Origin of the sequence: Kribbella ginsengisoli (assembly GCF_039537185.1) — a bacterium.
Taxonomy (GTDB): Bacteria; Actinomycetota; Actinomycetes; order Propionibacteriales; family Kribbellaceae; genus Kribbella; species Kribbella koreensis.
Window position 1 is genome coordinate 526,752 of the sequence record NZ_BAABAA010000003.1, and the last position, 22,376, is coordinate 549,127.

29 protein-coding genes are annotated in these 22,376 nt (G+C 67.7%); 15 read left to right on the forward strand and 14 right to left on the reverse strand.

What is annotated here, in order from left to right:
* Positions 1-2 precede the first annotated feature (2 nt).
* The 5 genes from ABD768_RS16115 to ABD768_RS16135 all read right to left on the reverse strand — a co-directional run bounded on the left by ABD768_RS16115 (position 3) and on the right by ABD768_RS16135 (position 2,732).
* Positions 3-845, reverse strand: a complete 843-nt coding sequence (locus ABD768_RS16115; RefSeq protein ID WP_344841344.1) for a hypothetical protein — start codon at positions 843-845, stop codon at positions 3-5.
* A 128-nt stretch (positions 846-973) separates the two neighbouring features.
* Positions 974-1,405, reverse strand: coding sequence for an OsmC family peroxiredoxin (locus ABD768_RS16120; RefSeq protein ID WP_328321092.1), 432 nt, complete (start codon positions 1,403-1,405; stop codon positions 974-976).
* 22 nt (positions 1,406-1,427) lie between these two features.
* The gene (locus ABD768_RS16125; RefSeq protein WP_343971270.1) at positions 1,428-1,847 is read right to left on the reverse strand and encodes a globin; all 420 of its coding nucleotides are present in this window, start codon (positions 1,845-1,847) and stop codon (positions 1,428-1,430) included.
* Positions 1,848-1,860: 13 nt separating this feature from the next.
* Positions 1,861-2,280, reverse strand: a complete 420-nt coding sequence (locus ABD768_RS16130) for an acyl-CoA thioesterase (RefSeq protein WP_343971267.1) — start codon at positions 2,278-2,280, stop codon at positions 1,861-1,863.
* Complete coding sequence (locus ABD768_RS16135) at positions 2,277-2,732, reverse strand: acyl-CoA thioesterase (RefSeq protein WP_344841347.1); 456 nt, start codon at positions 2,730-2,732, stop codon at positions 2,277-2,279. The genes ABD768_RS16130 and ABD768_RS16135 overlap by 4 nt, the downstream gene beginning before the upstream one ends.
* A 65-nt stretch (positions 2,733-2,797) precedes the next feature.
* Here ABD768_RS16135 and fabG point away from each other — a divergent pair, with 65 nt between their 5' ends.
* The gene (fabG, locus tag ABD768_RS16140; protein ID WP_344841349.1) at positions 2,798-3,553 is read left to right on the forward strand and encodes a 3-oxoacyl-ACP reductase FabG; all 756 of its coding nucleotides are present in this window, start codon (positions 2,798-2,800) and stop codon (positions 3,551-3,553) included.
* A 12-nt stretch (positions 3,554-3,565) separates the two neighbouring features.
* Positions 3,566-4,018: a MaoC family dehydratase gene (locus ABD768_RS16145; RefSeq protein ID WP_344841351.1), complete on the forward strand. Its 453-nt coding sequence runs from the start codon at positions 3,566-3,568 to the stop codon at positions 4,016-4,018.
* Here ABD768_RS16145 and ABD768_RS16150 read toward each other — a convergent pair.
* A complete protein-coding gene (locus ABD768_RS16150) occupies positions 4,015-4,902 on the reverse strand; it encodes a GNAT family N-acetyltransferase (protein ID WP_344841352.1) in 888 nt (295 codons plus the stop codon). The genes ABD768_RS16145 and ABD768_RS16150 overlap by 4 nt on opposite strands.
* Positions 4,903-4,980: 78 nt before the next feature.
* Positions 4,981-5,880, reverse strand: coding sequence for a GNAT family N-acetyltransferase (locus ABD768_RS16155; RefSeq protein ID WP_344841353.1), 900 nt, complete (start codon positions 5,878-5,880; stop codon positions 4,981-4,983).
* Between the two features lie 129 nt (positions 5,881-6,009).
* On the opposite strand from ABD768_RS16155, the gene ABD768_RS16160 reads away from it, so the two are divergent.
* From ABD768_RS16160 to ABD768_RS16185, 6 genes are all read left to right on the forward strand, one after another.
* A complete protein-coding gene (locus ABD768_RS16160; protein ID WP_344841354.1) occupies positions 6,010-6,909 on the forward strand; it encodes an ABC transporter ATP-binding protein in 900 nt (299 codons plus the stop codon).
* A complete protein-coding gene (locus ABD768_RS16165) occupies positions 6,902-7,801 on the forward strand; it encodes an ABC transporter permease (protein ID WP_343971247.1) in 900 nt (299 codons plus the stop codon). The genes ABD768_RS16160 and ABD768_RS16165 overlap by 8 nt, the downstream gene beginning before the upstream one ends.
* On the forward strand, positions 7,798-8,712 hold the full coding sequence (locus ABD768_RS16170; protein ID WP_344841356.1) for an ABC transporter ATP-binding protein: 915 nt from the start codon (positions 7,798-7,800) through the stop codon (positions 8,710-8,712). Before ABD768_RS16165 ends, ABD768_RS16170 begins: the two co-directional genes overlap by 4 nt.
* A gap of 1 nt (position 8,713) precedes the next feature.
* Positions 8,714-9,430 carry an ABC transporter permease gene (locus ABD768_RS16175; protein ID WP_343971241.1) on the forward strand — a complete coding sequence of 239 codons (717 nt, stop codon included), beginning with the start codon at positions 8,714-8,716 and terminating at the stop codon, positions 9,428-9,430.
* 156 nt (positions 9,431-9,586) lie between these two features.
* Positions 9,587-9,994, forward strand: a complete 408-nt coding sequence (locus tag ABD768_RS16180; protein ID WP_344841357.1) for a hypothetical protein — start codon at positions 9,587-9,589, stop codon at positions 9,992-9,994.
* 23 nt (positions 9,995-10,017) lie between these two features.
* A complete protein-coding gene (locus tag ABD768_RS16185; protein ID WP_344841358.1) occupies positions 10,018-10,575 on the forward strand; it encodes a hypothetical protein in 558 nt (185 codons plus the stop codon).
* Here the strand turns inward: ABD768_RS16185 and ABD768_RS16190 are convergent.
* On the reverse strand, positions 10,528-11,517 hold the full coding sequence (locus tag ABD768_RS16190; RefSeq protein WP_343971233.1) for a helix-turn-helix transcriptional regulator: 990 nt from the start codon (positions 11,515-11,517) through the stop codon (positions 10,528-10,530). The genes ABD768_RS16185 and ABD768_RS16190 overlap by 48 nt on opposite strands.
* Before the next feature lie 75 nt (positions 11,518-11,592).
* Between ABD768_RS16190 and ABD768_RS16195 the strand changes: the two genes are divergently transcribed.
* Positions 11,593-12,156, forward strand: coding sequence for a TIGR03086 family metal-binding protein (locus ABD768_RS16195; RefSeq protein ID WP_344841359.1), 564 nt, complete (start codon positions 11,593-11,595; stop codon positions 12,154-12,156).
* A gap of 101 nt (positions 12,157-12,257) precedes the next feature.
* Here ABD768_RS16195 and ABD768_RS16200 read toward each other — a convergent pair whose 3' ends face one another.
* Positions 12,258-13,295: a zinc-binding dehydrogenase gene (locus tag ABD768_RS16200; protein ID WP_344841361.1), complete on the reverse strand. Its 1,038-nt coding sequence runs from the start codon at positions 13,293-13,295 to the stop codon at positions 12,258-12,260.
* A 124-nt stretch (positions 13,296-13,419) separates the two neighbouring features.
* Here ABD768_RS16200 and ABD768_RS16205 point away from each other — a divergent pair, with 124 nt between their 5' ends.
* On the forward strand, positions 13,420-14,286 hold the full coding sequence (locus ABD768_RS16205) for a helix-turn-helix domain-containing protein (RefSeq protein ID WP_344841362.1): 867 nt from the start codon (positions 13,420-13,422) through the stop codon (positions 14,284-14,286).
* Between the two features lie 3 nt (positions 14,287-14,289).
* The gene (locus tag ABD768_RS16210; protein WP_344841364.1) at positions 14,290-14,688 is read left to right on the forward strand and encodes a (R)-mandelonitrile lyase; all 399 of its coding nucleotides are present in this window, start codon (positions 14,290-14,292) and stop codon (positions 14,686-14,688) included.
* Between the two features lie 6 nt (positions 14,689-14,694).
* Here the strand turns inward: ABD768_RS16210 and ABD768_RS16215 are convergent, their stop codons facing one another.
* The 3 genes from ABD768_RS16215 to ABD768_RS16225 are packed head-to-tail and all read right to left on the reverse strand — an operon-like array spanning position 14,695 to position 17,827.
* Positions 14,695-15,450, reverse strand: coding sequence for an SDR family oxidoreductase (locus ABD768_RS16215; protein WP_343971217.1), 756 nt, complete (start codon positions 15,448-15,450; stop codon positions 14,695-14,697).
* The gene (locus ABD768_RS16220) at positions 15,450-16,670 is read right to left on the reverse strand and encodes an acetyl-CoA C-acetyltransferase (RefSeq protein ID WP_344841366.1); all 1,221 of its coding nucleotides are present in this window, start codon (positions 16,668-16,670) and stop codon (positions 15,450-15,452) included. The genes ABD768_RS16215 and ABD768_RS16220 overlap by 1 nt, the downstream gene beginning before the upstream one ends.
* An 11-nt stretch (positions 16,671-16,681) precedes the next feature.
* Positions 16,682-17,827, reverse strand: coding sequence for an acyl-CoA dehydrogenase family protein (locus ABD768_RS16225; protein ID WP_344841368.1), 1,146 nt, complete (start codon positions 17,825-17,827; stop codon positions 16,682-16,684).
* Positions 17,828-17,931: 104 nt separating this feature from the next.
* Here ABD768_RS16225 and ABD768_RS16230 point away from each other — a divergent pair, with 104 nt between their 5' ends.
* Positions 17,932-18,534 (forward strand): TetR/AcrR family transcriptional regulator, encoded by a 603-nt coding sequence (locus ABD768_RS16230; protein WP_343971208.1) that lies wholly within the window; start codon positions 17,932-17,934, stop codon positions 18,532-18,534.
* A gap of 47 nt (positions 18,535-18,581) precedes the next feature.
* Here ABD768_RS16230 and ABD768_RS16235 read toward each other — a convergent pair whose 3' ends face one another.
* Positions 18,582-19,136: a YceI family protein gene (locus ABD768_RS16235; RefSeq protein ID WP_343971205.1), complete on the reverse strand. Its 555-nt coding sequence runs from the start codon at positions 19,134-19,136 to the stop codon at positions 18,582-18,584.
* A gap of 139 nt (positions 19,137-19,275) precedes the next feature.
* Here ABD768_RS16235 and ABD768_RS16240 point away from each other — a divergent pair, with 139 nt between their 5' ends.
* Together ABD768_RS16240 and ABD768_RS16245 are read left to right on the forward strand one after the other, a co-directional pair.
* Positions 19,276-19,734 carry a MarR family winged helix-turn-helix transcriptional regulator gene (locus ABD768_RS16240; protein WP_344841417.1) on the forward strand — a complete coding sequence of 153 codons (459 nt, stop codon included), beginning with the start codon at positions 19,276-19,278 and terminating at the stop codon, positions 19,732-19,734.
* Between the two features lie 32 nt (positions 19,735-19,766).
* Positions 19,767-20,396: an SGNH/GDSL hydrolase family protein gene (locus tag ABD768_RS16245; protein WP_344841419.1), complete on the forward strand. Its 630-nt coding sequence runs from the start codon at positions 19,767-19,769 to the stop codon at positions 20,394-20,396.
* Here the strand turns inward: ABD768_RS16245 and ABD768_RS16250 are convergent.
* Positions 20,377-21,738: an FAD-dependent oxidoreductase gene (locus ABD768_RS16250; protein ID WP_344841370.1), complete on the reverse strand. Its 1,362-nt coding sequence runs from the start codon at positions 21,736-21,738 to the stop codon at positions 20,377-20,379. The genes ABD768_RS16245 and ABD768_RS16250 overlap by 20 nt on opposite strands.
* Before the next feature lie 122 nt (positions 21,739-21,860).
* Here ABD768_RS16250 and ABD768_RS16255 point away from each other — a divergent pair, with 122 nt between their 5' ends.
* Complete coding sequence (locus ABD768_RS16255; protein WP_344841371.1) at positions 21,861-22,310, forward strand: MarR family winged helix-turn-helix transcriptional regulator; 450 nt, start codon at positions 21,861-21,863, stop codon at positions 22,308-22,310.
* Positions 22,311-22,376 lie beyond the last annotated feature (66 nt).

A 22,376-nucleotide genomic window follows, 5' to 3' on the forward strand; every position in this document is an offset into this window, starting at 1 on the left:
GTTCACTCCACGACCTCGACCGAACCGCTCGCCAGAAACACCCACTGGTACCCAGCGCAGGACTCGATGTCTGCAGGGCCGGCGTCCACGGTGCCTCCGCCGATGGCGATCTCCTCCCCCACCCAGCAGACCGTCTCCCCCCGCTCGTCGAGGAGAGCGACCTCACCCGAGCGGATCTCCACGCTCCATCGCCACGGCCAGGCGACCTCCACCAAGGTCCCGCCACGCCGGAGCATCAAGCAGTTCGTCGCCTCGTCGATCTCCAGAGTCCCGGTCAGCAGCGCCTGCATCGCCTCGACGGCGATCAAGCGCTGCACCGACAGGCCCGGCAACTCCACCGGCGCGGTTGCCTCATCGACGCGATCGGCCGCGGGCCGGGCTCGCGGACGCCGCCCCCAGTCGTGCGGGGTCGGTGTGAAGGCGACGATCCGGATCCGGTCGTCCTCGAGCCCGCGGAGCCGATCGAGCAGGTACTGCGAATTGTCCAGGTCGAGCCGGACCATGACCTCGATCTGGTTCGCGTCGGTGTTCCAGCCACCGCTGATGCCGCGGAGTTCCGGGTCGTGGAAGAGCTTGTCGGCCAACCGCGACAGTTTGGTCCGCGAGTACCGCACCGACCTGAACTCCACGGTCAGGTCGCCGGCTGCCGCGAGCACGGACTCCATCAGCCGCCGTACCGAACGCGACGGCTCGTCGACCGACCCGACCAGACGAACCACCACGGAGCGCGTGGCGGCATCCACCGAGATCCCGCCATCCAGGGTCGGCCTACGTCGTACCAGCGCAGAGATCTGAACGGCCCGCTCGTCGAAGTCCCAGGTCTCGGTGACGTCCTCAGGAGACATCGCCCCCACCTCCGACCGCAGCTTAGGTCGAGATCCGGGCGGCGACCATGCGCCGACCCAGGCGGCGTGAACAGCTCCGGCGCCGGTCTCCGTGGAGGGAGAGCGGCGCCGGGAGGTGTTGAAGAAGGTCAGGCGGTGAAGGTGACGTCCAGAGTGATGGTGGTACCGGAGAGGGCCTGGGAGACCGGGCAGTTCTTCTTCGCTTCTTCGGCGAACTGGGCGAACTCGTCGGCGGTCAGGCCGGGGACCTTGCCGTTGACGGAGAGCTTGATGCCGGTGATGCCCTCACCGGGGACGAAGGTGACGTCGGCGGTGGTGTCGATCGACTCCGGCGCGTTGCCGGCGCCGGCCAGGGCGTGGGACAGCGCCATCGAGAAGCAGGTCGAGTGGGCGGCGGCGATCAGCTCTTCGGGGCTGGTGATGCCTTCGGCCTTGTCGTTGGACCGGGCGGCCCAGGTCACGTCGAAGGAGCCGAGCTTCGACGACTCGAGGTTGACCTTGCCGGCCCCCTCCAGCAGCGAACCTTCCCAGTGGGCCTTGGCGGTGCGAATAGCAGCCATGCTCTTTGTCACTCCTAAGAAGTCAGTTCCCGGCCACGTCGATCGCGCCCGGATAGTGCGGTTCGTCGGTGTTCACCATGCTGTGCGCGGCCATCACCATGTACTTCCAGATCTCGTCGTCGCGCTCCGGCTCGAGTTTGATCTCGTCGAGCGCTGCCCGCATGTGCCGCAGCCAGCTGTCCCGGGCGCTCGGAGTGACGGCGAACGGGTTGTGCCGCATCCGCAGCCGGGGATGCCCGCGCTGCTCGGAGTACGTCCGCGGCCCGCCCCAGTACTGCTCGAGGAACATCCGGAAGCGCACCTCGGCCGGGCCGAGATCCTCCTCCGGGTACAGCGCGCGCAGCTCCGGGTCGGCGGCGACCCCGCGGTAGAAGGCGGCCACCAAGCGGTGGAAGGTGTCGGCCCCGCCCACGGCGTCGTAGAAACTCATCGGCTCGCTCATCGTCATCAGTGTCTCAAGCCACCGAAACGTGCCGCACGAGGGCGTCCCGTTCGGCGTCCGTGAGCTCCCGCTTGGCGTGCGTCTCGCCGTCCACGGCGACCAGAACCGACGTCGCCCGCGCGTAGAGGTCCTCCGTCTCACCCGCCCGGTCGACGATCCGGGAGCCCAGCGTGTACGACGTACGCCCGACCGCCTCGACCCAGACGTCCACGTCGTAGGGCGGATGCCGCAGCAGGATCGGCCGCAGGTAATCGACGGTCTGACTCACCAGTACGACCGGATAGTGCGCGAAGTAGTCGCCCTCGACCCCCACCAGCTGGGCCAGGAACAGGATCCGGGCCTCCTGGAAGTAGTCGAAGTACCGGACGTTGTTCACGTGGTCGTAGGAGTCGATGTCGGACCAGCGGACCAGTACGGGATGACTGAACGTCACGAGCCCACCAGCTTCTCCAGCGCCGCCCGCTCCACCGGAGTGATCCGGCGCAACCGATTGGCGGCGAAATCGAACGGGACGAGCCGGGTCCGCGCCTCGACATAGGTGATCCGGCCCTCGGGAGCAGCGTCCAGGATCTCGTAGTCGACCACGAACGACGCCGCCTTGATCTCGCTGATCCACAGCTCGATCCGGACCGGTTCGGGCCGGAAGACCAGCGGCCGCCGGTACTCCACCTCGTGCCGGGCGACCAGCAGCCCGGTCTCCAGGTCGTCGGCGCCCAGCTCCTTGGCGGTCCGGAACAGGAAGTCGACACGCGCGTCCTGCAGGTAGTCGACGTACCGGCCGTTGTTGACGTGGCCCAGCGCGTCCATGTCCCCCCAGCGGAGCGGACAGTGGTAAACGTGCCGGTTGTGATGATCCACACGGCGATCATCGCATCCTGACCGCACCGGCAATCACCGAACGTGGGTAATGTCATCCCCGGATACGAACCGATCAGTAGGGAGCAGGCGGTATGAGCGAGCAGCGCGTGGCGATCGTGACCGGGTCGGCCCGGGGAATCGGCGCCGCCGTGGCGCAGCGGCTCGCCGCCGACGGCAACGCCGTCGCCGTACTCGACCTGGACGAGGCGGCCTGCGCCGCGACCGTCGAGGCGATCACCGAGGCCGGCGGCAAGGCCGTCGCGATCGGCTGTGACGTGAGCAAGGCCGACCAGGTGACCGCGGCCGTCGGGCGGGTGCTCGCCGAGCTCGGCGCGCCGACGATCCTGGTGAACAACGCCGGCGTCCTGCGCGACAACCTGCTCTTCAAGATGTCCGAGGACGACTGGGACACCGTCATGTCGGTGCACCTGCGCGGCAGCTTCCTGATGTCGAAGGCCTGCCAGGCTCACATGGTCGAGGCCGGCTACGGCCGGATGGTCTTCCTCTCCTCCACCTCCGCGCTGGGTAACCGCGGCCAGGCGAACTACGCCTCCGCGAAGGCCGGTCTGCAGGGCCTGGCCAAGACGCTCGCGATCGAGCTGGGCAAGTTCGGCATCACCGCGAACGCGATCGCGCCGGGCTTCATCGAGACCGACATGACGGCGGCCACCGCGGCCCGGGTCGGCGTCGACTTCGAGGAGTTCAAGAAGGCCACCGCGGCCACCATCCCGGTGAACCGGACGGGCAAGCCGGAGGACATCGCCGCCGCCGCGTCGTTCTTCTGCAGCGAGGAGGCCGGCTTCGTCTCCGGTCAGGTCCTGTACGTCGCCGGCGGACCCCGCAACTAGGAGTCGGACAGAATGCAGACCTTCACCGGCGTCGACGAGGTCGTCCACGCTGTCGGTACCCAGCTGGGCGAGACCGCGTGGCTGGAGATCACCCAGGAGCAGGTGAACCAGTTCGCCGAGGCGACCGGTGACCACCAGTGGATCCACGTCGACGTCGACCGCGCGGCGAAGGGCCCGTACGGCGGCACGATCGCGCACGGCTACCTGACGCTGAGCCTGATCGCCCGGTTCGGCGAAGAGCTGTTCTCGGTCGAGGGCGTCACGGCCAAGCTGAACTACGGCGTCAACAAGGTCCGCTTCCCCAGCCCGGTCCCGGTCGGCCGCCGGGTCCGCGCGAGCGCCTCGATCGCGGGCGCGCAGGAGACACCGGCCGGCGTACAGGTCTCGCTGCAGTGGGTCATCGAGCTCGAGGACTCCACCAAGCCGGCCTGCGTCGCCGAGACCGTAGTACTGCTCGTTCCCTAGAGCGGGCAGACCAGGACTGAGTGGGTTGCCGCCCGGCGGTAGCCCAACCAGTTGTTGACGGCAAGCATCGGCTCGTTGCCGTCGTAGTTGGCGGTGTACGCACCGACTACCCCAGCGTCGGCAGCCCTGTGCAGCGCCGCGCACTTCACCAGCTTCGCCAGCCCACGCCCTTGGTGCCCGGGCATCGTCGCCGTCATCTGCGACCAGATCTTGTGATAGCTCCCGGTACCGAGCGTGAACCCGATGACCGCGTCGTCCTGCAGCGCCGCGACGCTCAGGTCGAGCATCATGCCCCGGGACTGCCACACATCGGCCAGCCAGTCCTCGTACGGCCGGCTCTCGATCTTCGCGTCGCCCGGTTTGATGCGCTGGGCAACTTCATCGGCCGCATAGACCAGCCGCGGATCCACCTCGGCCAACGGCGCCAGCCGAACCCCAGCCGGTACTACGGGAAGCGCCGGCGCCTCTCGCGGATCGATCCCCGCGTAATGCACCTGCCGCGTCTGCTGATACCCCCACTGCGACGCCCACTCCCGCGACGCCGGGTCGGCGAACACGCGAACGTTCACCGCCCCCGCCGCCTTCAGATGCGCATGCGTCCACTCCACCAGCCCGGTCCCCGCACCACGGCTGCGGTACTCCGGATGCACCAGCACCCGCAACTGACTACTGAGCGGGTTGGACCCCGGAATCACCGCACAACTCCCCCAGCCGATCAGCTGGTCGCCCTCGAACGCGGCAAAGGCGGCCCGAGCCCGCGACCCACTGCCCTCCTCGAGCCCGGCCCGCATCGACTCGGCAGTGGTCACCGACCACGGCTCGACGATCTCGTAGAGCGCCGCGGCGCCCGCGGCATCATCCGGTACAGCTGGCCTGATATCCATCGGAACTCCTTCAGGGGCGAAGAGTCAACGGGAACATACCCGCGGTCAGGACCGAACTGGTCTGGACTGCTGCAATAGTTATCGAACTCCAAGCGTCCTGAGCAGGCTTGTCTGGGTCTCGATCCGGCGATAGCCGAGCCAGTCGTTGATGGCGAGCATCGGCGAGTTCGCGTCGTCGTTCGAGGTGAACGCGCCGGTGATGCCTGCCTCGGCGCAGCGCCGGAGAGCGACGGACTTCACCAGCTTCGCGAGTCCTCGGCCCCGGTACCCCGGAACGGTCCCCGTCATGTCCGACCAGGCCCGGTCGCCGTCGGCCGCGACCGCCGTGAAGCAAACCACCTCATCGCCGGCGAGCGCGGCGACGCTCAACGTCTTGTCCGAAGCCGGCGACTCCCAGATCTCCTTGACCCAGTCGTCGTAGTCCACCGAATCCATCGGCGAATCGCTCGGCTCGTCCAGGGTGGCGATCGTGTCGGCGAGGAAGATCTGCCGTGGCTCCAAAGTGTCCAGCGTCGCGATCCGGATCCCGTCGGGCACGGCAGGCTGCTCCGGAAGTACCCGTGGATCGACGCCCGAGTAATGCATCTCGCGCGACGGCTCATACCCGAGCGCGACTGCAAAAGACAGCCCGGCCGGCGTTGCGAAGGTACGGATCCGCAACGCGCCGACCGCACCCAGATGACCATGCAACCGCTCGGCCAGCGCGCCACCGATGCCACGACGGCGATACGACGGATGGACCTGGATCGCCACCTCGCTCTGACCCGGCTCACTGGTCCAGACGTTCAGCCCAGCGGTTCCCATCCCGACGACCTGACCGCCGTCCTCCGCGATCAGCCCGAGCTGCCGCTCCGCCGCCGACCGCGTCGCGAACTGGTGCGCGATGTAGGCCGGCGACATCACGGAGTACGAATAGACCTCCCGCCGCAACCGCGAAACCACCTCGGCGTCGTCGGCCGTCATCACCCTGATTCGCATCTCCGGACCCTAACCAGGGCGTCTCCAGGCCGCCAGCGGATTAGCCGCCCTCTTAGTTGGGACGCGATCGCAACAGCTGTGCGGCGGCTGTGATTCTGCCGTGGGCCTGGTGGGCATTAGGGTTGGCCGGTGCCCGTTATCGCGACCACATCGTTGACCAAGCGATACCCGCGTGTGACGGCCCTGGACGAGCTGACTGTCGAGGTGGGGTCCGGCGTGACCGGACTGGTCGGAGCCAACGGTGCCGGCAAGTCGACCCTGCTGAAAATTCTGCTCGGACTGATCGCCCCGACCGCCGGAAGCGCCATCGTGCTGGGACACGACGTGGTCACCGGCGGCGAGGCGGTCCGTGCTCTCGTCGGCTACATGCCGGAGCACGACTGCCTGCCTCCCGACGTCTCCGCGACCGAGTTCGCGGTGCACCTCGCCCAGATATCCGGCCTGCCTGCGACCGCCGCCCGGGAACGCGCCGCCGACGTGCTGCGCCACGTCGGCCTCGACGAAGCGCGCTACCGCCCGATGGGCGGCTACTCCACCGGCATGAAGCAACGGGTCAAGCTGGCCCAGGCCCTCGTGCACGACCCCAAGCTCGTCCTGCTCGACGAACCGACCAACGGGCTCGACCCGGCCGGCCGCGACGAGATGCTCGAGCTGGTACGCCGGATCGGCACCGAGTTCGGCATCCCCGTACTGATCACGTCGCACCTGCTCGGCGAGCTCGAACACGTCTGCGACCACATCGTCGTACTCGACGGAGGCCGGCTGCTCCGCTCGGAGTCGAAGGCCGCGCTGACCGGCGAGACCGGAGTACTGGCGGTCGAAGTACGGGATCTCAGCGGACGCGACCGACTGGCCGCCGCGCTGGAGCGAGCCGGCGGACGCGCGCGGACCGACGGTCCTCTGGTTCTCGTCGAGATCAGCGGCGAGGAGACGTACGACCTGGTCCGCGACTCGATCGCCGAGCTCGGCCTCGGACTGGTGAGAGTCGAGCAGCACCGCCATCGGCTGGAAGAGGTTTTCAGTGTCTGACCAGCAGCCCGGGTTGCAGCAGAGGGCTGGTGTCATCCATGACATCGGTTACCGGCACTACGACGGTCCGCGGCTCGGCCGGTTCGCGATCTGGCAGGCGCTGGTGGTGTCGAGCCTGCGGCATGCGTACGGGCTCGGCCGGTCCGGCAAGTCGAAGGTGATGCCGATCCTGCTGCTCGCCGTGATGGTGGTCCCGGTGGCGATCATCGTCGGCATCGAGAGCGCACTGCAGTTCGACAAGCCACCGGTGAACCAGGTGGACTACATCTTCTTGCTCCAGGCCGTCATCGCGCTCTACCTGGCCTCGCAGGCGCCGCAGCTGTTCTCGCGGGACCTCCGGTACCGCTCGATCGTGCTCTACCTCGCCCGGCCGTTGCGGCGGACCGACTACGCGCTGGCCAAGCTGACGGCACTCACCCTCGCGCTGATGATCCTCACCGGCCTGCCGCTGGTGATCCTGTACGCCGGTGCGCTACTGGCCAAGTTCGACTTCACCGACATGACCAAGCAGTTCCTCAGCGGACTCGTCGCGGCCCTGCTGCTCTCGATCCTGCTGGCCGCGATCGGCGGACTCATCTCCGCCGCGACCCCGCGCCGGGGCTTCGCCGTCGCGGCGATCATCGCGGTCCTGATCGTCTCCTTCACCGCCGTCGTCACCACGACCGCGATCCTCAACTCGCAGGCCGACCAGGACAGCACGGCGGCCCACTACACCAACCTGGGTTCGCCTTTCACGCTCGTCCAGGTGTTGCAGAGCTTCATCCTCCGCGGCGGCGGCGACTTCGAACCGACGCTGGCCGAGGGTCTGGTCTTCACAGCCGTCTACGTCGCCCTCGTCGCGCTCTGCGTCTGGGGCGTCAACTCGCGCTACGCGAAGGTGGCCCGCGGATGAGCGTGATCGAGATCCAGAAGGTCTCCCGCTGGTACGGCAACGTCGTCGCGGTCAACGACGTGACGATGACGATCGGTCCTGGCGTGACCGGGTTGCTCGGGCCGAACGGTGCGGGCAAGTCGACGCTCATCACGATGATGGCGGGCTTCCTGCCGCCGTCGACGGGTGCGGTCACGCTGGACGGCGTACCGGTCTGGCGGAACGAGAGCTCCTACCGGCACATCGGGCTGGTGCCCGAGACCGAGGCTGTGTACGACACGTTGACCGGCTCGGCTTTCGTTGTCGCGAATGCGGAGTTGCAAGGCCTGCCGAATCCGGGCGCGGCCGGGGCCGCCGCGATCGCGACGGTGGCGATGGAGGAAGCGGCCGGGCGGCGCATCTCGACGTACTCGAAGGGCATGAAGCAGCGGATCAAGATGGCCGCGGCACTCGTCCACGATCCGTCGGTACTGCTGCTCGACGAGCCGTTCAACGGGATGGATCCGCGGCAACGGCTCCATCTGATGGACCTGCTCCGCAAGATGGGCGCGGACGGACGTACGGTGCTCTTCAGCTCGCACATCCTCGAAGAGGTGCAGCAGGTCGCGACGCACATCGAGGTCGTCGTGTCCGGGCGGCACGCGGCCTCAGGTGACTATCGCGCGATCCGCACGCTGATGACGGACCGGCCGGTGCTGTACCGGCTGCGCTCCTCGGATGATCGCCGGCTCGCGTCCGCGCTGATCGGCGATGCCTGTACGTCCGGCGCGGATCTCGATGGTGGCGCGCTGCAGGTGCAGGTCGTCGACTTCGAGCGGTTCAGCCGGATCGTGCCGTCGCTGGCGCGCGACCTCGGCATCCGCCTGCTGGAAGTCGCTCCGACCGACGAGTCCCTCGAGAGCGTCTTCTCCTACCTCGTCGGGAGGCGCTGAGATGAACATGACGATCGCCCGGCTGACAATGGCCACGCTGTTCGGCCACCGGCGCGGCCTGCTGCTGTTCATCCTGCCCGGCGTTCTGCTGGCCCTGTGCGTGCTGTTGGCGCTGACGCTGGACGATTCGTCCGACTTCAGCATCAGCCTGCTGCAGCTGTTCGGCCTCGCGGTGATCGTGCCGCTGGTCTCACTGATCGCGGCGACCGGCGCGCTGTCGTCGGAGATCGACGACGGCTCGATCGTCTACCTGCTGAGCAAGCCGATCAAGCGCTCCACGATCATCCTGACCAAGGCCCTGGTCGCGATCGCGGTGATCTTCGTGCTCGGTGCCGTGCCGATGTTCGTCGCCGGCCTGATCCTGGACGTCCACGACATCCAGACAGCCGTTGCCTTCGGCATCGGTTCCCTGGTCGCCGGAATCGCCTACACCGCCATCTTCCTCGCCCTGTCGGTGATCTCGGGCAACGCGGTCACCATCGGCCTGATCTACGCCCTGCTCTGGGAAGGCGTGATGGGCCAGTACGTCGACGGCGCCAAAACCCTGAGCGTCCAGCAGTGGTCCCTGGCCGTCATCAACAAACTCACCGACCACCCCGACGTCGACTCCGCCGTCAAACTCCCCCTCGCCACCATCCTCCTGCTGGCCGTCACCGTCATCGGCCTAACCCTCGCGATCACCCGCCTCCGCAGCCTGATCCTCTCGACCGCCGAGTGAAACCGTAACCCTTTCCCCGCTTCGCCGGATCCTCGTTGCACGTTGCTGCAAAAGGCTTCTGTCCTGGCCTTTCGCTGCTGCAGGCTGTGACCGCTGGACATCCGAGTGCGACGACGAAGGGTTTCAACAATGATCAGAAGGTCTGTTTCCGCTGGAGTGGCTGTCGCGGCCGGGTTGGCCTGCCTGGCCGCCCCGCTTGCCAGCCAGGCGGCAACCACCGCGTATCCGACGGCTCCGTTCGACGTGAGGTACGGAAACACTTACGCGGTGGGCACCGTGACCTTCTTCAATCGCGGAGTGGCAACCGACGGTACGGTCAAGTCGGTGAGCTTGACCGACTGTCGCTTCATCCGGGTTCAGGCACTCAATCCGGCCGGCCACCAGCTCAGCCCCGATTCGGTCGATGATTCCAACATTGCCTGTGACGGTAACGTCCTGGCGACCACCAACCTGCCTGCCGACGTCATCGGCGGCGCGGCCTCGGTCCGAGTGAGCCTGATGGCCGTTGACCTGCACAGCGGTGTCGAGAAGTTCCTCGTCTCGCAGCGGGTCTTCCCCTCCTGATCTGATGTTGTAACGTGCCGGGCATGACGGCAGTGTCACCGGCTTCGATGCTGGCCGGCCTGTTCGTCTCCGAGTCACCGCGACCGGAGTTCGAGCAGGCCTTCCGGCCGTACGCGCCGTTGATCGGTAGCTGGGATCTGGATGTCAGCTGGTACGACGACGAGGGGCAGCTGACCCGCGAGACCAAGGGTGAATGGCATTTCGCATGGGCTCTGGATGGCAGCGCGGTAGCTGACATCTGGATCACGCCGAGCCGAGCGGTTCGCACCTCGCCGGAGGACGGTGAATGGGGGCTCAGCATCCGGATCTACGATCCTGAGCTGGACGCATTCCGGTCGACCTGGATGGGGCCTCGCGCTGCGCTGGTGAAGACCTTCATCGGGCATGCCGGGCCGGGCAGCATCACGCTCGAGGCCCGCGACTCGGACCTGGCCAAGACTCGGTGGATCTTCACCGACATCACCGCGACGAGCTTCCAGTGGCGCAACGAGGACGAGGACGCCGACGGCAGGATCTTCGTACGGCAACGCTTCTCAGGTACCCGCGCTGTAGACCTCGACGACGGCTTCCGCCAGGCGTAGGAGTTCGTCGCGGAGGTCGCTTGGTTCGAGTACCTCCACGACATCACCGAAGCCGAGCAGGATGCCGCAGGCGGCCTCGCGGATGCGGAAGCGCATCGACAGTCGCGGCCACTCGTCATCCTCGGCTGGTACGTCGTGCACGCGCTCACCCCGGGCCAGCATCGGCGCGGAGATCCGTCTGACCTGCTCCGCCCGATCCGGCCGCACCCGGAGTAGTACATACACTCCTTTGGCCGGCAGCGTCCGCTCCAGGCCTGACCGCAGGCGGTCCCATTCCTCTTGCAGGTCGAGGTTTTCCGGCCTAACCGCTGCTACGTCCAGTACGTCCACCTGCTCGACCCGCGACACCCTGTACATCCGCGCGACCCCGCGATGGGCTGCCACCAAGTACCAGCGTCCCGCCTGTTCGACGAGGCCCCAGGGGTCGACGGTACGGCGTACCGACCGGCCCTCGCTGGCTGAGGCGTAGCGGATGGCTACCCGACGACGGGTGACCACGGCCTGGCGTAGTACAGGCAGTGCACCGGTGTCCTCGGCATCGGCGAACCACCGGCGCCGGTCGACGACTATGGCGTCGGACAGAGCCTCTGCGTCGTCCTGCAACTGCAGCGGAAGCGTGGAGGACAGCTTGCCCATCGCAGACTGCAGTGCGTCATGCAGGCCGAGCTCCTGCGACAGAGACGCCCTACCGCTCCAGGCAAACAACGCCTGCGCCTCCCGCGGAGTCAGCCCGCTCACATCGGCCCGATAGCCCGGCAGCAACACACAACCGCCGTTGCGCCCGCGCTCCGTGTAGACCGGTACGCCGGCAGCCGACAACGCCTCCATGTCGCGCATCACCGTCCGGGTCGACACCTCCAGCCGCTCGGACAGCTCCCGCGCGCTCAACCGGGGATGGCGCTGCAGCAGCAGGATGATCTGCAGCAACCGGTCAGCTCGCACTTCTCGAATATACGACAGAAGATGTCGTACTTACCCGGCGAGAGTGGTTCCGACAACGCAATCACTGGAGGAACCGTGACCGACCCACGCCCGATGCTCGCCCGCGCTCTGGACCAGACCCAGGCGATGATCGACACCATCGGCGCCGACGACCTGGCCCTGCCGACGCCCTGCCCGGAGTACGACGTCGAGACGCTGCTCGGCCACCTGATGACCGTCATCGCCCGGATCGACCTCGCGCTGACCGGCAACAACCCGCTGTCGATCCCGACCGTGACACCCGGTGTGAAGGACTTCCCCGCCACCTGGAAGGAGCGCCGCACCGCCGCCGACGAAACGCTCTCCAACCCCGCTGTCCTCACCATGACCTGCACAGTGCCGTGGGGAACCATCCCCGGCGCCGCCGCAATCGCCTCCTACACAAGCGAACTGGCCACCCACGCCTGGGACCTCGCCAAGGCCACCGGCCGCACCGACCTACTGGACGACACCATCGCCACCTACTGCCTCCCCCTCTCCCAGCAGTTCCTCCCCGCCACACCCCGAGGCGGCCACATCCCGTTCGGCCCGGTGGTCGAGGTCCCCGAAGACGCCTCCCCCTACGACCGCCTAGCCGCCTGGCAAGGCCGCCAGCCCTGATCAAACCGGCCTGATCAAACCGGCCTGACCGAACCGGCCTGACCGAACCGGCGTGGCCGGACCAGCGTGGCCGGACCAGCCTGGCCGGACCAGCCTGGCGATCACGGGCGGACGAGTACCTTCAGTGCCGTCCGCTCGTGCATCGCGCGGTAGCCGGCCGGGATGTCTTCCAGGGTGACGGTCTTATCGAAGACCTTGCCGGGGGCAACTTTGCCGGCCAGTACGTCCGGGAGCAGCCGTTCGATGTAGGCGCGAGCGGGGGCGGCGCCGCCGGTGAGGGTGATGTTGGGGACGAAGAAGCCGGCGAAGCTCGCGGGCGCGTCGGCGTACTGCGGAACGCCGACCCGGCTGATCACGCCGCCTGGCCTGACGATGCCGAGCGCCTGGTCGTAGGCCTCGCGGAAGCCGACCGCGTCGATCACCACGTGGGTGCCGTCGCCGCCGGTCAGCTCGCGGACCTTCGCGACACCCTCGTCACCCCGCTCGGCAACAACATCCGTAGCGCCGAACTCGACCCCAAGCTCCGTACGCTCCTTGTGCCGCCCCATCAACACAATCCTCGACGCTCCCAACTGCTTGGCCGAAAGCACTGCCAGCAGACCGACTGCGCCGTCGCCGATCACGGTCACCGCCGTGCGCTCGCTGACGCCACCCTTCACCGCCGCGTGGTAGCCCGTGCCGTAGACATCCGACAGCGTGAGCAGCGACGGCAGCAACTCGGAGTCCTCGCCAACCGGTACCTTCACCAGCGTTCCGTCCGCCAGCGGTACGCGGACCGCCTCGGCCTGGCCGCCACCGATGCCGTTGCTGCCCCAGAACCCGCCATGCCGGCAGGATGTCTGGAGTCCTTCGCGGCAGAAGTCGCAGGTCCCGTCCGACCAGGCGAACGGGGTGATGACCACATCACCGCGCTTGACGGTCGCCACCTCACTACCGATCTCCTCGACGACTCCGATGAACTCGTGGCCCATCGGCTTGCCGCCAGGCGGGACGGGCGCACCGTGGTACGGGTGGAGATCGCTCCCGCAAACGCAGGAGCGGATGACCCGCAGTACCGCGTCGGTGGGCTGCTGGATGACCGGGTCCGGTACGTCGATCACTCGGACGTCGCCGGCGCCGTACAGGTATGTCGCTCGCATAGCTTCCTCTCAACTGGCTTGGATGTCCCCAGTGAAGGCGCTCGCACTCCGACCCGGCAGTGTCTGTCGTTCCAGGTAACGGCAGTACCTCCTTCAGACCCGAACAGCGACGTAGCGTGGAGGCATGGACCACAGAGCCGAGATCCGCGAGTTTCTCAGCTCCCGGCGTGCGCGGATCACCCCTGAGCGCGCCGGGCTACCCGCGTACGGAGGCAACCGCCGGGTGAAGGGACTGCGCCGGGAGGAGGTCGCCCTGCTCGCCGGAGTGTCCGTGGACTACTACATCCGCCTGGAACGCGGGAACCTCAGCGGAGCCTCCGAGAGCGTGCTGGAGTCAGTAGCCCGGGCACTGCAACTCGACGAGGCCGAACAGTCCCACCTGTTCGCCTTGGCCCGGCAGAGCACAGCAACCCCGGCCCGGCGCCGCCGCAGTACTACGCAAGCCGTGAAGCCGGCCATCCAACAGATCCTCGACGCGATCACCGACGCACCGGCCTGGGTCCGCAACGACCGCCACGACATGCTGGCCGCCAACCAGATGGCGTCGGCCTTGTACGCCCCGATGCTCGCCGACCCGCACCGCCCGGCGAACACCGCCCGCTTCGTCTACCTGGACCCCGCATCCAAGGACTTCTTCCCGCACTGGGACAGAACAGCCGACGACATCGCCGCGATCCTGCGCAGCCACGCCGGCAGCAACCCACACGACAAGGCGCTCACCGAGCTGATCGGCGAACTCTCCACCCGCAGCGAGGACTTCCGCACCCGCTGGGCGACCCACAACGTCCGCTTCCACCGCACCGGCAAGAAGCAACTCCATCACCCCGTCGTAGGCCTCCTGGACCTCGACTTCGAGGCCATGGAGTTCCCCTCCTCCCCCGGCCTGACCATGCTCGTCTACACAGCCGCACCGGGCACCCCCACCGCGGATGCCCTGACGCTGCTCGCGAGCTGGGCCGCCACCGAATCAGTTGCCCACAGCAAGGAGTAGTCAGTGCACCTGCTACCCAGCACGCCGAGCACCAAGGGACCGGCCGAGATGTTCACCGGCGATGTCTGGTTCGACGTGATCATCCGCGGCGAGGAGCCGTCCCGCGTGCGGGTCAACACCGTCCGCTTCGCTCCGGGCGCCCGGACGGCCTGGCACAGGCACGCGCAGGGCCAGACGCTGCACGTCACCGACGGGGTCGGGCTCATCCAGGCCCGCGGTGGCGAGGTCACCACGATCCGCCCGGGCGACGTGATCTACACGCCGCCCGGCGAGTGGCACTGGCACGGTGGATCACCGGACAACTTCATGGTCCATACGGCCATCTGGGAGGCCGGCGAGCCGGACGTGCCCGAGTCCGAGTGGGGCGAGCACGTCACGGACGCGGAGTACGGCGTCTCGTAGTACCGGTCAGCCGGTGATGCCGCCGTTGAGGGTCAGGCCGCCGTCGATGGTGATGGTCTGGCCGGTGATCCAGGAGGCTTCGTCGGAGAGCAGGAACCACACCAGGGACGCGACGTCCTCGGGCGTGCCCAGGCGCTTCAGCGGGTACGCCGCGGCGACCTTCTCCTCGCGGCCTTCGTAGAGAGCGCCGGCGAATCGGGTCTTCACCACGGCGGGGGCGACCGCGTTGACCCGGATCGCCGGGGCGAGCTCCACCGCCAGCTCTGCCGTCACGCGCGACAGCATCGCCTTCGTGGCGCCGTACCAGCCGATGCCCGGTGACGGCGACAAGCCGGCCACCGAGGACAGGTTGACGACCGAGCCGCCGTGAGCGCGCATCCACGCATCGCTGCACGCCTTGACCCAGGCGATGGTCGCCAGCACGTTGGTGTCGACCATCTTGGCCGCGACCGCGCTGTCCACGTCGAGCAGCGAGCCGTAGATCGGGTTGATACCGGTGTTGTTGACCAGCAGATCGACCGATCCGTACGTCGCGACCGCCGCCGCCACCACACTCGCGCGGTGAGCCGGATCGGCCGCGTTGCCGGCGACCGCCATCGCGTTGTCGCGACCGCCCAGGCCGGCGATCGCCTCGTCCAGCGCCTCCTGCTTGCGCCCCGTGATGATCACATGGGCACCGTCGGCCACCAGCCGCTTGGCGATCGCCAGCCCGATGCCGCGGGAGGCACCGGTGACGATCGCCGTCTTGCCTTTCAGCGTCATCAGCTCAGGCGCTCCAGGATCACAGCCATGCCCTGCCCGCCGCCGACGCACATCGTCTCCAGGCCGAACTGCTTGTCCTCGAACTGCAGGCCGTTGACCAGCGTGGTCATGATCCGCGCGCCGGTCGAGCCGAACGGGTGGCCGAGCGCGATCGCGCCGCCGTGCACGTTCAGCCGGTCCTCGTCGATACCGAGCTCACGCGCCGAGCCGATCACCTGGACGGCGAACGCCTCGTTGATCTCGACCAGATCGATGTCGCCGATGCTCATCCCGGCCCGGGCCAGCGCCTGCTTGGTCGCGTCGACCGGGCCGAGGCCCATGATCTCCGGCGACAAGCCGCTCACGCCGGTCGAGACGATCCGGGCCAGCGGGGTCAGGCCGAGCTCGCGCGCCTTGGTGTCGCTCATGATCACCACGGCCGCGGCGCCGTCGTTCAGCGGGCAGCAGTTGCCGGCGGTGACCGTACCGTCCGGACGGAACACCGGCTTGAGCTGGCTGACCTTCTCCAGCGTCGTACCGGCCCGCGGACCGTCGTCCGCACTGACCACCGTGCCGTCGGGCAGCGTCACCGGGACGATCTCGCGCTCGAAGAAGCCGTTGTTGATCGCCTTCTCGGCCAGGTTCTGCGACCGTACGCCGAACGCGTCCTGGTCTTCCCGGCTGATCCCGCGCAGCGTCGCGACGTTCTCCGCGGTCTGCCCCATCGAGATGTAGACGTCCGGGATCAGCCCGTCCTCGCGCGGGTCGTGCCAGGTCTCGTTGGTCTCGGCGTACTTGACCGTGCGCTGGACGGCGTCCGCGAAGACCTCGTTGAACGAGCTCGGGTCGCCGACCCCGGCCGAGCCGAAGTTCTTGTACCGCGAGACGCACTCGACCCCGGCGCTGACGAAGATGTCGCCCTCGCCGGACTTGATCGCGTGGAAGGCCATCCGCGCGGTCTGCGTCGACGACGCGCAGAACCGGTTGATCGTCGTCGCGGGCGTGTTGTCCCAGCCCAGCTGGACGGCGACCCGGCGGGCCATGTTGCCGCCGTGCTCGTCGTGCGGCTCGGCGCACCCGAGCATCAGGTCCTCGATCTGGTCCCCGGTCAGGCCGGCCTTGTCGACGGCCGCCTTGATCATCTGGACGGCCAGATCGTCCGGCCGGATCGAGGTCAGCGACCCCTTGTTGGCCCGGCCGATCGGCGACCGCGCGGTGGAGACGATGACTGCTTCAGGCATACCGATTCCTTTCAGAGGCCCAGATCGCGGCCGATGAGTTCCTTCATGATCTCGTTCGAGCCGGCCCAGATCTTGGTGACGCGCGCGTCCCGCCAGGCGCGGGCGACCCGGTACTCGTTCATGTAGCCGTAGCCGCCGTGCAGCTGGACGCAGGCGTCGAGGATCTCGTTCTGTACCTGTGCACTCCACCACTTCGCCTTGGCTGCGTCCACAGCCGACAGCCGGTCCTCGTCGTGCGCGACCACCGCGTTGTCGACGTAGGCCTGGGTCACCTCGGCCTTGGTGACGAGCTCGGCGATCAGGAACTTGTTGTACTGGAACGAGCCGACCGGCTGGCCGAACGCCTTGCGCTGCTTCACGTACTCGATCGTCTCGTCCAGGATCTGGGTCGCGTGCGCGATGTTGGACACCGCGGCGCCGATCCGCTCCTGGGCCAGCCGCTCCATCATGTGGATGAAGCCACGGTCGAGCTCGCCGAGCACGTTCTCGTCCGGGACGAACAGGTCCTCGAAGAACAGCTCCGACGTGCCGGACTCGGTCTGCCCGACCTTGTCGAGCTTGCGGCCGCGGGCGAACCCCGTCATGCCCTCCTCGACCACGAACAGCGTGATGCCCTTCGCGCCCTTCTCGGGGGTGGTCCGGGCGGCGACGATGACGAGGTCGGCCATGTCGCCGTTGGTGATGAAGGTCTTCGACCCGTTCAGCACCCAGCCGCCGTCGGCCTTCTTCGCGGTCGTCTTCAGCGCGGCCAGGTCGGAGCCGCCGGACGGCTCGGTCATCCCGATCGCGGCGATGTACTCGCCGGAGCAGAACTTCGGCAGCCAGCGCTGCTTCTGCTCCTCGGTGCCGAGGTCGACGAAGTACGGCGCGGCACAGTCGTAGTGGATGCCGAAACAGCTCGACAGCGAGGCGGAGACCTTCGAGACCTCCTCGGCGAACACCTGGTTGAACCGGTAGTCGCCGACTGACGAGCCGCCGTACTCCTCCGGTACGTCGAGGCCGAGGAAGCCCTGCTTGCCGGCCTCCAGCCAGGCGGCCCGCTCGATCGTCTTCTCCTCGAGGAACTGCTCCATCCGCGGCACCAGCGAGCGGTCGCAGTACTCCTTGGCACTGGCCCGGAAGGCGTGGTGGTCCTCGTTGAAGATGATCCGTTCCATCGCTGTCCTCCCGAGATGTCCGCGTGATCACGCTGCGTCGGCGCTGTCGCCACCTGATGGCTAAGCGCTTGCTTAGCTTCGCGAACTTAGGGCATGGTGTCAACGTGTCCGCAGTCACCAGCCCCCTCGCGTGGGAGCACGTCCAGCCCGCCGCCGCCCGCCGCCTGCTCACCGGCGCCATCGAGGCGTTCGCCGAGCGTGGCTTCCAGGCCACCACCACCCGCGACATCGCCTCCCGGGCCGACATGTCACCGGCAGCGCTCTACGTGCACTACCCCTCGAAGGAACGCCTGCTCTTCGAGATCAGCCTGTACGGTCACCGCGCCGCGCTGGAGATCCTGACCGCGGCCGACACCGCCGACACCCCCGCGGACCGCCTCCGCGCCATGGTGGCCGCCTTCACCGCCTGGCACGCCGAACACCACACCATCGCCCGCGTGGTCCAGTACGAGTTGGCGGCCCTCTCCCCCGAACACTTCACCGAGGTAGCCACCATCCGCCGAGCCATCTCGTCCCTGATCGAAAAGGTCCTCGCCGACGGCGTGAGCAACGGCACCTTCACGGTCCCCGACCTCCCCGGCACCACGCTGGCAGTCCTCTCCCTCTCCATAGACGTAGCCCGCTGGTACGACCCCACCCGCCGCCCTTCACCGGAGGCTCTCGGCGCAACGTACGCCGACCTCGCCCTCCGCATGGTCCAGGCATAGAAAAGCCCCGCTCCCTCAGAAGAGGTGCGGGGCTTCGTCTACGAAGATCAGACCTGCAGAGCGGCCTGTACGTCGAGGTGGATGTCGACCTTGTCGCCGATGAGGAGCTTGCCGCCCTCCAGCGGGACGTTGAAGTCGATACCCCAGTCCTTGCGGCTGATCGAGGTCGAGCCCTCGAAGCCGATGATGGTCTGACCGTAGGCGTTCTGGTCCACGCCGAGGAACTCGACGGCGAACTCGATCGGCTTGGTGACGTCCTTGATGGTCAGCTCGCCGGCCAGGATGTAGTCGTCGCCCTCGGGCTTGATGCCGGTGCTGACGAAGGTCATCTTCGGGCTGTTCTCGGCGTCGAAGAAGTCACCGGAGCGCAGGTGACCGTCGCGCTGCTCGCTCCGGGTGTGCACCGAGGCCAGCTCGACGGCGACGGTGGTCGTCGACTCCTCGATCGAGTCCTTGACGATGATGTCGCCGGAGAACTCCTGGAAGGTGCCGCGGACCTTGGTCATCAGGTGCCGGACGGTGAAGCCGATCTCGGAGTGCGCGACGTCGAGGGCGTAGGTTCCGGACACGAGGCCGGGAATCGTGGTGGTGGCGGTGCTCATCTGTGGGGGTCCTTTCACAAACCGGGGAGCTATGGGGGCGTCGCAGTCGAGGTTCGTTAAAACTTCAACCAACGACGTCGACAGTAGATATGAACTATTTAAAAGTCAACTACATTCCCGGTACACTGATCCGGTGACGATGACGACTGGGACCCGGTGGCTTGACTCCGAGCAGCAGGTGGCGTGGCGCGCCTACCTGCTGGGCACTGCACGCCTGATGGCCAAACTCGACGACGATCTCCGACAGTTCGGCCTGGGCATCAACGACTACGAGATTCTGGTCCGGCTCTCCGAGGCGCCAGAGCGCCGCCTCCGGATGGCCGAACTGGCCGACCGGCTGCACCAGAGCCGCTCCCGCCTGACCCACACGGTCGGCCGCCTGGAGGCAGCCGAACTGGTCCGCCGCACCTCGTGCAAGAGCGACAAGCGCGGCGTCTGGGCCGAGCTGACCGACGCCGGCTTCTCCCTCCTGGAGCACGCCGCGCCGTACCACGTGGAGGGCGTCCGGGAGAACCTCGTCGACCTCGTCTCCCCCGAGGACTTCGCCGCCCTCGGCCGCGTCTTCGACGCCGTCTCCGAACACATCGGCCAGCGCTGACCGCTGATCTCGGCTTCCCGACGGGTGCTCAGATCGTCTTCCAGGGCGACTCGATCACCCACGGGGGCCGCGGATCCACCGAGGACCCGAACCACATCCTCGGCCACTCGTACCCGTTCCTGATCGCCTCGGCAGCGGCCGCCGCGCTGCCCGAGCGCGGCTGGCGTTTCGTCAACCGGGGCGTGAGCGGAGACACACTGGCCGATCTCGCCGCCCGCTGGCAGCAGGACGCGATCGACCTGCGCCCGGACGTGCTCAGCATCCTCGTCGGGGTCAACGACGTCGACGCGCTGCTCGGCGGCAAGTCGGACGACGTCGACGGTTCCGCTTTCGCAGCGGAGTACCGGTTGTTGCTGGACCGGACCCGCGTCGCGCTGCCGGACGTGCGCTTGGTGCTGGGCGAGCCGTTCTACCTGCCGACCAGCCCGGATCCCGGGCTCCACGCCGATTGGGCGTCTGCTGTGAGGCAACGAGCCGAGATCGTACGAGAGCTGGCCGCCTCCTTCGACGCCGTCCTCGTGCCCAACCAGGCCGCCTTCGACAGCGCAGTACTGCGTGCGCCCGCCGAGCACTGGATCTGGGACGGCATCCATCCGACGTACGCCGGCCAGCGAGTGCTCGCCGACGCCTGGATCGCCGCGATCACTTCACCGGCGGCGTGATCTCGAAGGCGGCCTCATCGCGGTCGGCGCCGCGGTAGGCCATCATCGACTGCTGCATCCGGCGCTTCAGCGGCGGTAGGTGGTTGATGACGCGCATCACCGTCCGCATGCCCGCCAGCGCCACCCGGCCGATCACCGGCTTGTGCATCGGGTCGGCCGACGTCATCTGAGCCCGTGACTTCAGTACCGCGTCGAAGCCGTACTCGATCATCGCCTTCTCGTAGTCCGCGACCGCCTCGATCAGCCCGCTTCGTCCGTCCCTGACGTCAATGAGCTTCTTGCACAGCTGCAGCGCATCGCGAAGCGCGGTGTTGGCGCCGACCCCACGCCCCGGCGTCATCGTGTGGATCGCGTCACCCAGCAGCGTCACGTTGGTCGTCGGCCAGGCATCCAGCGGGACCGACGTCCAGATGTTCACCGGGAAGCACGTCCCCGGATCGGTCAGCTCGAACAGCCGCCGCAGCTTCGGACTCCAGCCCGGCGTCACCGCCAGCGCGACGTCGACCAACTCCTGGCCGCGAAGGTCCATGACGGTGGCCGGCAGCTTGTCGGCGGCTGCCCACAGACCCCAGTTGATGTAGTCGCGGGTGTTGTCGAACTGCAGTCCCGGCCAGCGGCGGATCAGATCCTCGGTGTTGCCGCCGATCCCCTCCTTGACGTTGCCGTCACGGTCCCACTGGAACTCCATCACGTGCAGGATGCAGCCGAATCCGTGCGGCGCCTGCAGCATCGTGATGCCCTCGAACACCTTGGGCGAGACGAGTTTCGCGCTCTCCTCGGTGATCGGCAGCTTGCCGGCCAGCGCGATGATCCCGGTCGGCTCGGTCTTCGCCTGCGGCAGGTACTGCCGGCGTACCCGGGAGCCCGAACCGTCGGCGGCGACCAGCAGGTCACCGGTCTCGGACGAGCCGTCGGCGAAGTACGCCGTGACAGCCTCACCCTGCTGCTCGAACCGGACGAACTCCTTGCCGAACTCGACCACGTCGTCCAGCCCGGTCAGCAGCACCTGCCGCAGCGTCATCCGGCTGATCGACTTCTCGCTCTCGATCGGGTCGGTGGCCGGCGGCAGCTCCATCGAGAGAACCTCCTTGAGGTCCTCGGTGACCATGTTGAAGTACCTGGGATCGCGCGCCTTCGTCGCGACGAACGTGGCGAACAGTTCCTTGGGCAGCAACACGCTGAGCGCCCGGCTGCCGTCGGGGTCGATCCCGACCCGGTAGCCGTGCAGCCCGTCGGTCCGCAGGACGTCCCGCTCGAACACGCGCACCTCGATGCCGGCCCGCTTCAGCCCGTGGGCGAGCGCCAGCCCGCCGGTCCCGCCACCGATCACCAACACCTTCATCGGTCCCGCCTCCACTACGATTGTCTCGGATCTACAAGTATCTCGGCTCTTCAAGTATCTCGATAAGCCGAGTATCTTGGAGATCCGAGAGAAATGCAAGCCCGTCGTCGTGGAGGTCTGTGATGAGTACCCGGGAAGAGCTGGCCGCCGAGCTGCAGGAGCGGATGGTCCGCTTCATCGCGGACGTGATCCTGTTCAACCACGCCGTGTCGGCCAAGGTCGGCCTGGGCGGCAGCGACTCCCAGTTCATGACTCTGCTGCAGTCGTACGGCCCGCTGACCCCACGGCAACTGTCCGAACACACCGGCCTCACCTCCGGTACGGTCACCGGCGTGATCGACCGCTTGGAGGGCATCGGCCTGATCACCCGCGAGCCCGACCCCAACGACCGCCGCAAGGTCCTGGTCACCCCGTCCTTCGACGCGATCCAGGAAAAGCTCGCTCCCCTGTACGCCGAACAGGGCCGCCGCATGCACGAGGTCCTGGCCAGCCGCTCCGACGCCGACCTGCGGGTGATCTCCGACTTCTTCCGCGACTCGATCGCCAACCAGCAGCCGATCGACATCGCCTAGCCGCGGGTAGTACCTGGCACCACGGCCCGCCAGGAAATCAGGCTCCGGTACTACGGTTCGCACCGC

Bases quoted from the DNA above. Each gene is read 5' to 3' on its own strand.
- ABD768_RS16115 (WP_344841344.1), bottom strand. From the start codon at position 845: ATGTCTCCTGAGGACGTCACCGAGACCTGGGACTTCGACGAGCGGGCC.
- ABD768_RS16120 (WP_328321092.1), bottom strand. From the start codon at position 1,405: ATGGCTGCTATTCGCACCGCCAAGGCCCACTGGGAAGGTTCGCTGCTG.
- ABD768_RS16125 (WP_343971270.1), bottom strand. From the start codon at position 1,847: ATGAGCGAGCCGATGAGTTTCTACGACGCCGTGGGCGGGGCCGACACC.
- fabG (WP_344841349.1), top strand. From the start codon at position 2,798: ATGAGCGAGCAGCGCGTGGCGATCGTGACCGGGTCGGCCCGGGGAATC.
- ABD768_RS16145 (WP_344841351.1), top strand. From the start codon at position 3,566: ATGCAGACCTTCACCGGCGTCGACGAGGTCGTCCACGCTGTCGGTACC.
- ABD768_RS16150 (WP_344841352.1), bottom strand. From the start codon at position 4,902: ATGGATATCAGGCCAGCTGTACCGGATGATGCCGCGGGCGCCGCGGCG.
- ABD768_RS16155 (WP_344841353.1), bottom strand. From the start codon at position 5,880: ATGCGAATCAGGGTGATGACGGCCGACGACGCCGAGGTGGTTTCGCGG.
- ABD768_RS16170 (WP_344841356.1), top strand. From the start codon at position 7,798: ATGAGCGTGATCGAGATCCAGAAGGTCTCCCGCTGGTACGGCAACGTC.
- ABD768_RS16175 (WP_343971241.1), top strand. From the start codon at position 8,714: ATGAACATGACGATCGCCCGGCTGACAATGGCCACGCTGTTCGGCCAC.
- ABD768_RS16185 (WP_344841358.1), top strand. From the start codon at position 10,018: ATGACGGCAGTGTCACCGGCTTCGATGCTGGCCGGCCTGTTCGTCTCC.
- ABD768_RS16200 (WP_344841361.1), bottom strand. From the start codon at position 13,295: ATGCGAGCGACATACCTGTACGGCGCCGGCGACGTCCGAGTGATCGAC.
- ABD768_RS16205 (WP_344841362.1), top strand. From the start codon at position 13,420: ATGGACCACAGAGCCGAGATCCGCGAGTTTCTCAGCTCCCGGCGTGCG.
- ABD768_RS16215 (WP_343971217.1), bottom strand. From the start codon at position 15,450: ATGACGCTGAAAGGCAAGACGGCGATCGTCACCGGTGCCTCCCGCGGC.
- ABD768_RS16220 (WP_344841366.1), bottom strand. From the start codon at position 16,670: ATGCCTGAAGCAGTCATCGTCTCCACCGCGCGGTCGCCGATCGGCCGG.
- ABD768_RS16225 (WP_344841368.1), bottom strand. From the start codon at position 17,827: ATGGAACGGATCATCTTCAACGAGGACCACCACGCCTTCCGGGCCAGT.
- ABD768_RS16235 (WP_343971205.1), bottom strand. From the start codon at position 19,136: ATGAGCACCGCCACCACCACGATTCCCGGCCTCGTGTCCGGAACCTAC.
- ABD768_RS16240 (WP_344841417.1), top strand. From the start codon at position 19,276: ATGACGACTGGGACCCGGTGGCTTGACTCCGAGCAGCAGGTGGCGTGG.
- ABD768_RS16250 (WP_344841370.1), bottom strand. From the start codon at position 21,738: ATGAAGGTGTTGGTGATCGGTGGCGGGACCGGCGGGCTGGCGCTCGCC.
- ABD768_RS16255 (WP_344841371.1), top strand. From the start codon at position 21,861: ATGAGTACCCGGGAAGAGCTGGCCGCCGAGCTGCAGGAGCGGATGGTC.